Raw genomic sequence first — 13413 nt, 5'->3', positions numbered from 1 at the left:
TTGAGTTAGGCCAGTGTCGCCTTTGCGTCGACATATTCCAGATCAAATGCTTCCGCCACTTCACGGATGGTGACTTTACCGTCAATCACGTTGAGACCGTTCAGCAGGTTTTGATCAGAAAGCAGCGCGTCACGATAACCCAAGTTTGCCAGTTTCACGATGTAAGGGAGAGTGGCGTTGTTTAGCGCAAAAGTAGAGGTACGTGCAACAGCACCAGGCATGTTTGCCACACAGTAGTGAACCACGTCGTCGACAATATACGTTGGGTCGGCATGTGTTGTTGCTTTCGAGGTTTCGAAACAGCCACCTTGGTCGATAGCAACATCGACGACTGCTGCGCCTGCTTTCATGCGTTTGATGTGTTCAGCATTTACCAATTTTGGTGCTGCTGCACCAGGTATAAGTACTGCTCCGATGACCAAATCTGCGGCGAGAACGTGTTTTTCAAGAATTTCTTCTGTTGAGTATAAAACTTTTGCGCGTCCCTGAAACTCTTCGTCCAATGCACGAAGTGTGTCGATGTTGCGGTCTAAAATTGTGACATCTGCCCGCATTCCAACAGCCATTCGAGCTGCATTGGAACCGACCACACCGCCGCCTAACACCACGATTTTAGCGGGTTCAACGCCTGGAACACCACCCAGCAGCATACCGGCACCGCCGCGCGATTTTTCCAACGCCTGTGCACCTGCCTGAATAGACATTCGTCCTGCGACCTCTGACATCGGCGCCAAAAGTGGCAATCTACCCTTAGAATCTGTTACGGTTTCATAGGCTATACAGACAGCTTTGCTCTTGATAAGGTCTTGTGTCTGTGGAAAATCTGGTGCAAGGTGCAAATAGGTAAACAAAATTTGCCCTTCGCGAAGCATGGCACGTTCAACTGCCTGCGGCTCTTTAACTTTGACAATCATTTCAGCAGCTGCGAAGACATCTTCTGCAGTTGGAAGAATAGAAGCACCAGCCTTGATGTAGTCATCATCGCTGAAGCCGATACCCGCGCCTGCCTGGGACTGGACGTGAACAGTGTGGCCGTGGGATATCAGCTCGCGGACGCTGGCAGGGACCATGCCTACACGGTACTCGTGGTTTTTGATTTCTTTAGGTACACCAATGATCATCCTAAGTCCTCGCTTCTTTATAGAGTTATTGGCTGTTGTTTTGTGGTATTGTTGTATTTAGGGCTAGTATAGTTCGCCAAAAGCCGGATTTGATGCTAAATATATAAGATATGTTAAAAAAAATGGCATTTAACGTTGCAAGGAAGTAAAAAGGTGGAATAAAAAATGGTTGAAGCCAAAAAGAAACCCTCCAAGGAATTGGATCGCATTGACAGGAATATTCTTAATGAACTTCAGAAGGATGGACGTGTTTCAAACGTTGAACTTTCGAAGCGGGTAGGACTGTCGCCAACCCCATGTCTTGAGCGTGTTCGTCGCCTTGAGCGACAAGGGTATATCTCCGGGTATACCGCGTTATTGAACCCTCAATTTCTCGATGCGTCGCTGTTGGTATTTGTAGAGATTACTCTGAACCGTGGTGCTCCTGATGTGTTCGAACAGTTTAACAAGGCCGTTCAACAGCTTGAAGATATTCAGGAATGTCATCTGGTTTCCGGTGATTTCGACTACTTGTTGAAAACGCGCGTATCAGATATGTCTGCTTACCGTAAGCTGCTGGGTGAAACCCTGCTGCGTCTTCCTGGTGTTAACGACACCCGAACCTATGTGGTGATGGAAGAGGTGAAACAAACAAATCATCTGGTGATAAAAACGCGTTAACACACTCACAGCCCTCGGACAAAGAGGATTGAGATAAGTGTTATATTCTACAAACCGAGTAGCTTGCTGCTCGGTTTGTTTTTTTGTTTGGTGTACACTTTTGCAAAAGCATGGGTATTAACCCAGTATTTGCCCATCATTGAAGCGTTTTTCGTCAAATGGGCACAGACAATCATAATGAATAATAAAGCCGCTCTAATCAGCCATAGTACTGATGGGTTATGAAACGATTTCAGGGCTTACAGTTAGAAAGATAGGTGATAATGGAGTTCTTCTTGCGTCAGGAGCAGAAACAGGCAGACACCTCACGTCGATTGAACGGAAAACAACGTTTGAAAGAGAGCGCACTGATTATTGCGCTGCTGTCTGCTGTCTTTATCCTCGTATCTCTGCTCAGTTACGATTCATCCGACCCATCATGGTCCCAAACTGCTTGGGATGGCCCAGTACAAAATGCTGCGGGTAATGCGGGTGCTTGGGTGGCGGATACCCTGTTTTTTGCGTTGGGTACCCTTGCTTATCCACTTCCTTTTCTCTTGCTACTTGGTGGTTGGGTTTTCTTCCGTCGCCGCAGTGAATCAGAACCACTGAACTACACCATTATGGCAACCCGAATCCTCGGTGTCGTGCTGCTGCTTTTAACCAGCTGTGGTTTAGCGGATCTCAACTTCGATGACTTCTGGTTCTTTTCATCCGGTGGTGTTGTTGGCGATGTACTAACAGAGCTTTCATTGCCCATGTTCAATCTACTGGGTACCACACTGGTGTTTATGTTCGTCTGGGCCGCCGGCTTTACTCTATTTACGGGTATTTCTTGGTTGACGATTGTAGATACTCTTGGTGAGAAAACGCTGTCGGCCATCACTTGGCTGGTAAACCATGCCCGTGGTGACAAACCACAGATGATTGGCTCAACCGTTGATACCTCTGAGCTGGAAGATGACATCGATGAATTGGATCCATTGTTCGCCAAGCCGGTTGAAAAAACGCCTGAGTTGGCTGATGTCTCGCGACTTAACAGAGCTCAGCGTGTAGATATCGCGGAAGAAAACCAGTCGGTCACTGCTCCACCAGTAATACATGCGACAATTGCGGCATCAGCAAAGCGCAAAGAGCCAGTGATGACAATGGATGCAAAAATAGATGAACATGTCATCGCGCCTGAGCCAAAGCCAGTTTTTGTCAGCAACAGTCAAGAAGCCGAGATAAATGATGACGCTGAAGTACTTGCTGAACCAGAGCAGGTCAACCAAACACTGATTTCGGAAACGGCTTCTGAAGAAACTTTTTCAGAAGAGAGCATGGCCGAGAGCGATGGAGCTCCTTGGGATGATGATGTCAACTTCGGTTCGACAGAGTCCGTTGTGATTGAAGAAGCACGTGAAGACATTGTGATTGGAAATACTGACGGGCTGTCTGAGCTTGACCGTGCGCAGGCAGAGTCGGTGATTCCAGATGAAGAAGAGGATCCTTTCCTCGAAACAATTCGTGAAGCGCAGAAAAATGCCGCTGGTGTTGTACATCCGTTCCTAGTCAAAGATGAACCGAACCTGCCGAAGCCGAAAGAGCCGCTGCCAACCATTGATCTTCTTAACCCACCACACAACACAGCAACCCGCGCATCGGATGAAGAGCTGCAGTATCAGGCCCGCTTGATTGAAACACGCCTTGAAGAATACAAAATCAAAGTCACTGTGAAGGGGATTTTCCCAGGTCCGGTTATCACGCGCTTTGAACTTGAGCTGGCACCGGGTGTGAAAGTCAGCCGTATCATGAGCCTGTCAAAAGACATTGCCCGTTCGCTTTCAACCAGTGCTGTTCGCGTTGTTGATGTGATTCCAGGCAAACCTTACATCGGACTAGAACTACCAAATACCAGCCGTGAAACCGTGTTCATGTCAGAAGTGGTGGCGAGTGAGCGCTTCCAGTCTTCGAAATCACCGCTATCAGTCGTTCTGGGTAAAGACATTGCCGGTGAAGCTATTGTAACGGACCTTGCCAAAGCGCCACACATGCTGGTGGCTGGTACAACAGGCTCCGGTAAATCCGTCGGTGTAAACGTGATGATCGTCAGTATGCTCTACAAAGCAGGGCCTGAAGACGTTCGCTTCATCATGATTGACCCAAAAATGTTGGAACTTTCCGTCTACGAAGGTATCCCACATTTGTTGACCGAAGTGGTTACTGACATGAAAGATGCCGCCAATGCGCTTCGCTGGAGCGTGGCGGAAATGGAACGTCGTTACAAACTCATGTCTGCATTGGGTGTTCGAAATATTGCTGGCTACAACGACAAAATCCGCGAAGCCGCAGAAGCGGATCACCCTATCCCGGACCCGCTTTGGAAGCCGGGTGACAGTATGGATGAAACTGCACCTGTGTTGGAGAAACTGCCTTACATCGTGGTGATCGTCGATGAATTTGCAGATCTGATGATGGTGGTGGGTAAGAAGGTAGAAGAGCTGATTGCACGTCTTGCCCAGAAGGCACGTGCTGCGGGTATTCACCTTGTGCTAGCTACGCAGCGCCCATCTGTGGACGTGATTACAGGTTTGATTAAAGCAAACATTCCGACACGCATGGCGTTTACGGTATCAACCAAAACAGATTCCCGAACCATTCTGGATCAGGGTGGGGCGGAATCCCTGCTTGGTATGGGTGACATGCTGTTTATGCCCAATGGTTCAAACCATCCTGCGCGTGTGCATGGTGCCTTCGTTAACGATGATGAAGTTCACCGCGTGGTCAGCAACTGGAAAGCGCGTGGCAAGCCGCAGTACATTTCTGAAATCACCAGTGGTGATCAGGGTAGTGATGGCCTTCTGCCAGGTGAAGCACCGGAAGGTGGCGGCAGTGAAGAACTCGATCAGCTGTTTGACCAAGTGGTTGAGTTTGTGACCGAATCTCGTCGAGCTTCAGTCTCGGGAGTACAGCGCCGCTTTAAAATCGGTTATAACCGTGCCGCGCGAATTGTTGAACAGCTGGAAGCGCAGGGCATTGTCAGCCCGCCAGGCCATAACTCAAATCGGGAGGTGTTGGCACCGCCACCACCGCCAAGAGATTGATTGGAATAAGAATGAAAAAAATGTTGTTCTCTTTGCTGCTGGTAGCACCTGTAGTGTTTGCAAATCCGCAGCAAGAGCTGAATTCTCGCTTGTCAAAACTCAACAGCTTCACGGCAAATTTTGAACAAACGGTCACTAGTCCAGAGGGGGATGTGATCAACGAAGGCGAAGGAAGTCTCGCCATGAAGCGCCCAAACCTGTTCAATTGGGAAACCGTGACGCCAGACGAAAACTACCTGATTTCAGACGGTGAAACACTGTGGTACTACAGCCCCTTCATTGAACAAGTCACAGCTATGCGGCTGGATGATGCGACTTCACAGACGCCATTTGTTCTGCTGACCCGCAACAATCCAAGCGATTGGGAAAACTACAACGTGAAGCAAGATGGTGATACTTTCATCTTGTCTCCAAAAGAAGCCTCAAACTTGGGTGAGTTTGTTGTTAGTGTGAAACCTGATGGCAAAATTACCGAATTTGCCGTGGTGGAGCAGGATGGACAGCAAAGCCGCTTTACACTGGACGACGTGAAGAATGTCATTCCTAAAGCGTCATTGTTTAGTTTTACTGTTCCGGAAGGTGTTGAGCTGGATGACCAGCGACAGTAATCAGAGAAAGCTAATTTGAGTAACCTCAGTCTGGATTTTGCGGACGACTTTCGCCCCCTTGCCGCGCGTATGCGGCCAACTAACCTCGCCGAATACATAGGCCAAAAACACCTCCTTGATGAAGGCAAGCCTCTGCGCCGGGCTCTCGAAAGCGGGCAGCTGCATTCGATGATACTTTGGGGACCGCCTGGTACAGGTAAAACCACGCTTGCAGAAGTCGCCGCAGGTTATGCCAACGCAGAAATTGAGCGGGTATCTGCAGTCACATCCGGTGTAAAAGACATTCGCCTTGCTATAGATAAAGCTAAAGAAAATCAACTGGTCGGGAGACGGACGATTCTGTTTGTTGACGAGGTGCATCGCTTCAACAAAAGCCAGCAGGATGCCTTTCTGCCGCATATTGAAGATGGCACCATCACCTTTATCGGTGCAACGACCGAAAACCCGTCATTTGAGCTGAACAACGCACTGCTCTCAAGAGCGAGGGTTTACAAGCTCAAGTCTCTTGATACCGACGATGTGTTGGAAGTGATCGATCAGGCACTGTCTGACAACGAGCGTGGACTGGGTGCTGAAAAACTGGAATTCGCTGAGGGCGTCAAAGTGCAATTGGCTGATTTTACCTCTGGTGATGCGCGAATGACGCTGAACTATTTGGAACTCTTGTCAGACATGGCAGAACCAGACGCCAGCGGCAAGAAGCTGATCACTTTGCCGTTGCTTGCCGAAGTCGCTGGAGAGAAGATTGCGCGCTTTGATAACAAGGGTGATCTTTGGTACGACCTGATTTCTGCTTTCCACAAGTCTGTTCGCGGCTCTGATCCAGATGCGGCTCTGTACTGGTACGCCAGAATCATCACTGCTGGTGGTGACCCGCTCTATGTAGCCCGTCGTCTGCTTGCCATCGCCTCAGAAGACATTGGTAACGCTGACCCGCGTGCGATGGAAATTGCAATTAACGCTTGGGATTGTTTTACCCGTGTCGGGCCAGCTGAAGGCGAACGTGCGATTGCACAGGCGGCAGTTTACATGGCATGTGCGGCGAAAAGTAATTCGGTATATGTTGCATGGAAAGCGGCGTTACGTGATGCCAAAATGCACCCAGATTATGAAGTGCCAAACCACCTCCGCAATGCACCAACGACTCTGATGAAAGAAATGGGGTATGGCGATGGGTATCGATATGCCCATGATGAGCCAAACGCCTATGCTGCAGGAGAGAGCTATTTCCCTGAGGAAATGAAAGGCACACGCTATTACCAGCCAGTGAATCGGGGGATGGAAATCAAAATCGCAGAAAAGCTGGCGTTTCTTGACCAGTTGAATGCAAATAGCCCTCGAAAACGCTAGGAAATAAAGGTCAATTTGGGTATTGTTTTACCCAATAAATGTGGTGATTAGAGTCACCCATCTCAGGAAGAAAAATCCTTTCAAATTGACGTTGCCATAATAGTGCGTGGCAGCGTCAACTTCTTTTAAGGCACTGTTTAACGATTCACAGGATTAACATGCTGGATTCAAAACTACTTCGTACCGAGCTGGACGCAACAGCTGAAAAACTGGCACGTCGTGGCTTCAAGCTTGACGTTGACACTCTCCGCAATCTGGAAGAAAAGCGCAAATCGCTGCAAGTACGCACCGAGGAGCTGCAAGCTGAGCGTAATTCACGATCCAAGTCCATCGGTCAGGCGAAGGCGAAAGGTGAAGATATCCAGCCACTGCTGGCAGCGGTAGAAAACCTGGGCGACGAGCTGGACAAAGCGAAAGCGGAACTGGCAGAGCTTCAGGAACAACTGAACGATATCACTATGGGTGTGCCAAACATCGCTGATGATGCAGTGCCAGTAGGTAAAGACGAATCTGAAAATGTAGAAATCTCAGTCTGGGGCGAACCTAAAACTTACGATTTTGAAGTCAAAGATCACGTTGATCTTGGTGAGCTGACCGGCGGCCTGGATTTTGCCAGCGCAGTGAAACTGTCTGGTTCACGTTTCATTGTGATGAAAGGTCAGATGGCGCGCCTACACCGTGCAATTGCACAGTTCATGCTGGATCTTCACACCACTGAGCACGGATACACTGAAATGTATGTGCCATACTTGGTGAATGCAGACAGCCTGTTCGGTACTGGTCAACTACCTAAGTTTGGAGAAGACCTGTTCCACACCCAGCCAGCGACGGAAGAAGGCGTGGGTATGTCTCTGATCCCAACTGCTGAAGTGCCGCTGACCAACATGGTTCGTGACACTATCGTGGAAGAAGCTGACTTACCAATTCGCATGACCGCTCATACGCCTTGTTTCCGTTCTGAAGCGGGTTCTTACGGTCGTGATACCCGTGGTCTTATCCGTATGCACCAGTTCGACAAAGTAGAGCTGGTTCAAATCGTGAAGCCAGAAGATTCGATGGCGGCACTAGAAGAACTGACTGGTCATGCTGAGAAAGTTCTGCAACTTCTAAACCTGCCGTACCGTAAGGTAATTCTGTGTACCGGCGACATGGGTTTTGGCTCTTCGAAGACATACGATCTGGAAGTATGGGTACCAGCACAAGCTACTTACCGTGAAATTTCATCTTGTTCAAACATGGGCGATTTCCAGGCACGCCGTATGCAAGCACGCTTCCGCCGTAAGGCTGAGAAGAAGCCAGAGCTACTTCATACCCTGAACGGCTCGGGTTTGGCTGTCGGTCGTACCATGGTAGCTATTCTTGAGAACTACCAGTTGGAAGATGGCCGTATTGAAGTTCCAGAAGTACTTCGCCCATATATGGGTGGCTTGACTCATATTGGATAAAGTTAATTTTTACAAAAAAAAACCGGCCTTTTGGCCGGTTTTTTATAAATCAAAAAGCAAGTTCTAATTGCTGTATTGATATTTATACTTATAAGTTCAAATAAGCAGTCAGCATTATAATTATTATTCCAATTCTTGGACTGATGTCACTTATTTCTCATATTTTACACGGCCATATAAATCAAAGGTTTAAAGGCTGGTTTATTTGAATGATGGTTATATGGCCGCAATCTTCTCTTTTTGCGTCAATTTATTCTACTACTATTACTAATTAGAGATTGTCGCAAATAAGAAAAGGTCGTTTCGTATGCGAGTCAATAATCCTGTGACGGATAAAGAAATAAAGTTCCCTGCCGATTACAACTTGCTCTCTACTACAGACACGCGCGGTATTGTGAAATACGCAAGCAGAGACTTCTGCGAAGTAGCAGGTTACACACTCGATGAGATTATTGGGGAACCACATAATTTGGTTCGTCATCCTAGTATGCCGCCCGCAGCCTTCCAAAATATGTGGGACTTTATCAAAGCCGGAAACAATTGGATGGGCTTGGTAAAAAACCGAACTAAAGATGGCGATTACTATTGGGTTAATGCGTTCGCGTCGCCAATCAAACAAAATGGGCAGATTGTTGAGTTCCAGTCTGTTCGTACCGTCCCGGATCGCAAAGCTGTTGAGCGCGCAGAAAAATTATATCCTCTACTGCTTGCAGGAAAGACGCCGTCGGCTCTGAAAATGCCTCGCTTAAGGATGTGGCAGCGAGCGTCAATGTGGTTTGTTCCAGGCCTTATCTTGTCTGGTGCAGTGGGCTTCTTTACCGGCTTTGCGGCCGCAGTTGCTATACAATTTATCTTCTCGATCATTATGATGTTTATGCTTACGCGCCGGCTTGAAAACGTCACCAAGTTGGCGAGAGAGGCGTATGACAATCCGCTAATGGAATATCTTTACAACGGTGCCATTGACGATGTTTCCGAAATCGAGTTGGCATTGAAGATGAGAGCCGCTGAGATCAACGCTGTGGTAGGTCGGATCCTCGATGGTAGCGACCAAGTCCTTGCTTCTGCAAGTACGGCAAAAGAGAACGGTCAGCGAACAACGAGTAACCTCGAAAACCAAAATACAGAAACCGAGCAGATTGCAGCGGCGATTAATGAAATGTCTGCAACCGCGAACGATATGTCAGACAATACTCAAAGTGCTTCGGAAGCAGCAACAGAAGCTCAGGATGCAACGCTTACCGGTATGGAGACGGTAGGGCAAACTGTTGATGCTATTCAAAACCTTGCTAAGCAATTGAGCGATGCTTCGAGCGTGATATCTGAGTTGGAAGAACATGGCAAACGTATCGGTTCAGTATCTGACGTCATCCAAGGGATTGCAGAACAAACTAACCTGTTGGCACTGAACGCGGCGATTGAGGCAGCACGTGCTGGAGAACAGGGACGTGGCTTTGCCGTGGTTGCGGACGAAGTTAGGGCACTGGCTCAGCGAACACAGGAGTCAACGTCTGAAATTCAAGATGTGATTTCACTTATCCAGAACGGAACGCAACAAGCGGTAGATGCAATGGCGCGTGGTACGACTCTTTCTGAAGAATGTGTGACCAGTGCCGAAAAGGCTGGTGACGCTCTTCGCCGCTCACAGACGCTGGTTTCAGACATTAATGACCGAAACCATCAGGTCGCGACAGCAGTTGAAGAGCAGGCAGCGGTATCAAACGAAATGAATGGCAATATCCAGTCTGTTTCAGAGCTCTCTCACCAATCTTTGAATATAGCGAAAGAAACGGTGCAAGAGGCTCAAGGTTTGGTCGATGCACTGACTTCCCAGAAACAACTTGTTGCTCAGTTCCGACGTGTTGGTTAGCAAACGCTAGATAGCAGAAAGGTCAGCCCAAGGGCTGACCTTTTTTTGGCAGATTGTTTAACCAGTCTTCACTGTAAGGGCTTTGATGCCTGGTGTTGCTTTAACTGGCTCACTGTCTGATGTACGGACGATGAGTTCGCGGTCAAAAAGATGCAAAAGAATAACGCTTAAATCCTGACTGATTTTAATCAGTGAGGATGCGGGAATTTCTTCTTCCGTTGAGCGGATAACGGAGTCAAAACGGTTATCTACGCGATCAAAGGCCAGTGTTGCATCGCCACTCGACATCAAAGAAAGTTGGTGCATGCGTTTTTGCAAAATACGGCTTTGTAAGTTTACTGATTGCCATGCAGCTGTTTTGCCTTCAGCCAGACGCATTACGGCTTGTTCATAACGAAGTTGCGCTTCTTTGGTATCAATCCATGTTTGCCAGAATACTTGATATTCTTCATAGGTTGCATCAAGTGTCCCTTCTGCCAAATATGAACGGGTGACTTCATCGATAATGTAAATCAGATGGTCTGATGCTCTGTGATGAATGGCATACCAACCTGCTTTTGACTGGTTTGGTAGCGATGACAGCACTTGTTCCATTCTCGATTTCAACACGCGGAATAAAGGTCGCTGAGGATTATTACATTCGTCCAGTAACTGCTCGCAAAATTCCTCGATCTCTATGCGAGCTTTGCTGGCCTGAGGTGACTGGGGACACCGAATATAGCGGGTGTTGTGGTTGTGAAGCATCCAAAGTAGTGAACGAAGATCGCTGATTTGCGAGCGGTAGTGGTCGCGTCGGGACTTCTGTGAGCTCGACAGACCTTTCGTCATGCGAACTAACCAGTTTGGAGTGATGATAGATAATAGTGCCATAACTTGTTCCTCTTTCCTGAGTGCCTGAACAAGTGGTGCAGTGTGTATGCCAATTTATATTTCATTTAAAAACAATGTGTTATGTTTTTCTGTCGAATTTTATGAGCGACAATGGAGCAGAATCTAACCAACTTGGTGCGAAAGTGTGATGAAGGTCGCTAAAGTGTTCTCTTGGATGTACAAACAAAAAAGGAGCACCAAGCTCCTTTTTTGTTTTCGCGTCGTGATTACATCACACGCATACCAGCTTGTGCACCCTCATGTGGCTCAAGCAGCCAAAGATCTTTGCCACCTGGGCCAGCAGCCAGAATCATGCCTTCTGACATGCCGAACTTCATCTTGCGTGGTTTCAGGTTAGCCACTACTACTGTGAACTTGCCAACCAGATCTTCTGGGTTGTAAGCGGACTTGATACCAGAGAATACCTGGCGGGTCTCACCACCAATATCTAGCTGAAACTTCAGCAGCTTGTCAGCTTTTGGCACAGATTCACAAGAGACAATCTTTGCGATACGCAGATCCACTTTCGCAAAGTCACCGAACTCGATTTCATCCGCAATAGGCTCTTCTTTCAAAGGACCTTTAGCTTTTTCAGCCACCGCTTTCTCTGCTGCTGCATCTTCTTTAGACGTCTCGACCATCTCTTCAACCTTCTTCGGATCGATACGGCTGAAAAGTGCTTTGAATGCTTCAACTTTATGAGCAGTCAGTGGCGTTGCAATACCCTCCCAGCTCAGGGTTTCGTTCAGGAATGCTTCTGAGCGCTCAGCCAGTTCTGGCATGACTGGTTTCAGGTAAGTCATCAACACGCGGAACAGGTTGATGCCCATGGTACAAATAGCCTGAAGCTCAGCGTCTTTGCCTTCTTCTTTCGCTACTACCCAAGGTGCTTTCTCGTCGACGTACTGGTTTGCTTTGTCAGCCAATGCCATGATTTCACGGATAGCACGGCTGAATTCACGATTTTCGAACAGCTCGCCAATACGGCCCGCAGCAGAAGTAAACTCTTCATAGAGCGCTGGCTCTGCACATTCAGCAGACAGCATGCCGTCGAAGCGTTTTGCGATGAAACCTGCGTTACGGGATGCAAGGTTAACCACTTTGTTTACGATGTCAGAGTTAACACGCTGAACGAAATCTTCCAGATTCAGGTCAAGATCGTCGATGCGGTTATTCAGTTTGGCTGCGTAGTAGTAGCGCAGACATTCTGGATCCAGATGCTTTAGGTAAGTGCTCGCCTTAATGAAAGTCCCTTTCGACTTCGACATTTTCGCGCCATTAACGGTCACGTAGCCATGAACGAATACGTTGTTTGGCTTACGGAAGCCAGCGCCTTCCAGCATGGCTGGCCAGAACAGGCTGTGAAAGTAAACGATGTCTTTACCAATGAAGTGGTAAAGCTCAGCGTTGCTGTCTTTGCTCCAATATTCGTCGAAATTGACATTGCCGTTCTTGTTACAGAAATTCTTGAATGAACCCATGTAACCAATTGGTGCGTCAAGCCATACGTAGAAATACTTGCCTGGCTCACCCGGGATTTCAAAACCGAAGTAAGGCGCGTCGCGGGAGATGTCCCACTGCTGCAGGCCAGACTCAAACCACTCGTTCATCTTGTTCGCCATTTCTTCCTGCAGCGCACCAGACTTGGTCCAAGCTTTTAGCATGTCTTCAAACTGTGGAAGGTCAAAGAAGAAGTGAACAGAATCTTTCAGTACAGGAGTGGCACCACTTACCGCTGACTTAGGGTTGATTAGTTCAGTTGGGCTGTAGGTTTCACCACAGTTATCGCAGTTGTCACCATACTGATCTTCAGACTTACATTTCGGGCAGGTACCTTTTACGAAACGGTCTGGCAGGAACATTTCTTTCTCAGGGTCAAACAGCTGAGAAATAGTGCGGCTATTGATGTAGCCCTTGTTCTTCAGTTGGGTGTAGATGTATGACGCCAGTTCGCGGTTTTCTTCGCTGTGCGTGCTGTGGTAGTTGTCAAAGCTGATGTCAAAGCCCGCGAAGTCCTCTTCGTGTTCTTTCTGCATCTCAGCGATCATGGCTTCAGGCTCGATACCCAGTTGCTGGGCTTTCAGCATTATTGGAGTACCGTGTGCGTCATCTGCACAAATAAAGTTAACAGTGTTGCCACGCAGGCGCTGATAACGTACCCAGACATCTGCCTGAATATGCTCGAGCATATGACCCAAATGAATAGAGCCATTTGCATAAGGCAGGGCACAGGTAACCAGAATTTTACGTTGGTTTGCAGCCATAATTTAGATAGTTCGCTTTTGACAATTGAATCGAATGAATGGCGCAAATCTTACCTGATCAGGCCTGGAAAACCTAGGGGCTGATAACGTTTGAAGTGTCCGAGAGACGGTGAAAATGGTTATCAACGACAGTATCGAATAACCCTTATGCTTAAAGGGT

Annotated in this window: 9 protein-coding genes; 6 read left to right on the top strand and 3 right to left on the bottom strand. The window is 47.9% G+C overall.

Translation table 11 applies throughout. The features are described from left to right. Positions 1–5: 5 nt before the first annotated feature. Positions 6–1121: an alanine dehydrogenase gene (ald, locus tag VP504_RS05655; RefSeq protein ID WP_325893347.1), complete on the bottom strand. Its 1116-nt coding sequence runs from the start codon at positions 1119–1121 to the stop codon at positions 6–8. A gap of 165 nt (positions 1122–1286) precedes the next feature. Between ald and lrp the strand changes: the two genes are divergently transcribed. The 6 genes from lrp (at position 1287) to VP504_RS05625 (ending at position 10119) form a co-directional block, all read left to right on the top strand. Then, a complete protein-coding gene (lrp, locus tag VP504_RS05650) occupies positions 1287–1781 on the top strand; it encodes a leucine-responsive transcriptional regulator Lrp (protein ID WP_040528471.1) in 495 nt (164 codons plus the stop codon). Between the two features lie 263 nt (positions 1782–2044). After that, complete coding sequence (locus VP504_RS05645) at positions 2045–4846, top strand: DNA translocase FtsK (protein ID WP_325893346.1); 2802 nt, start codon at positions 2045–2047, stop codon at positions 4844–4846. 11 nt (positions 4847–4857) lie between these two features. Then, positions 4858–5454: an outer membrane lipoprotein chaperone LolA gene (gene lolA / locus VP504_RS05640; protein WP_325893345.1), complete on the top strand. Its 597-nt coding sequence runs from the start codon at positions 4858–4860 to the stop codon at positions 5452–5454. Between the two features lie 15 nt (positions 5455–5469). Further along, on the top strand, positions 5470–6804 hold the full coding sequence (locus VP504_RS05635) for a replication-associated recombination protein A (protein ID WP_325893344.1): 1335 nt from the start codon (positions 5470–5472) through the stop codon (positions 6802–6804). A 158-nt stretch (positions 6805–6962) separates the two neighbouring features. After that, positions 6963–8249 (top strand): serine--tRNA ligase, encoded by a 1287-nt coding sequence (gene serS, locus VP504_RS05630; protein ID WP_325893343.1) that lies wholly within the window; start codon positions 6963–6965, stop codon positions 8247–8249. A 307-nt stretch (positions 8250–8556) separates the two neighbouring features. Continuing rightward, entirely contained in the window at positions 8557–10119 is a 1563-nt protein-coding gene (locus VP504_RS05625) for a methyl-accepting chemotaxis protein (RefSeq protein WP_325893342.1), read from the top strand. 57 nt (positions 10120–10176) lie between these two features. Here VP504_RS05625 and VP504_RS05620 read toward each other — a convergent pair whose 3' ends face one another. Further along, entirely contained in the window at positions 10177–10989 is an 813-nt protein-coding gene (locus tag VP504_RS05620; protein WP_325893341.1) for a hypothetical protein, read from the bottom strand. A 227-nt stretch (positions 10990–11216) separates the two neighbouring features. Continuing rightward, positions 11217–13253 (bottom strand): methionine--tRNA ligase, encoded by a 2037-nt coding sequence (metG, locus tag VP504_RS05615; protein WP_325893340.1) that lies wholly within the window; start codon positions 13251–13253, stop codon positions 11217–11219. Positions 13254–13413 lie beyond the last annotated feature (160 nt).

Source organism: Grimontia sp. NTOU-MAR1 (genome assembly GCF_035758505.1).
In the GTDB taxonomy this organism is placed as follows: Bacteria; Pseudomonadota; Gammaproteobacteria; order Enterobacterales; family Vibrionaceae; genus Enterovibrio; species Enterovibrio marinus.
The sequence above is the reverse complement of the archived record's forward strand: the minus strand, read 5'-3'. Positions and strand labels throughout refer to the sequence as shown.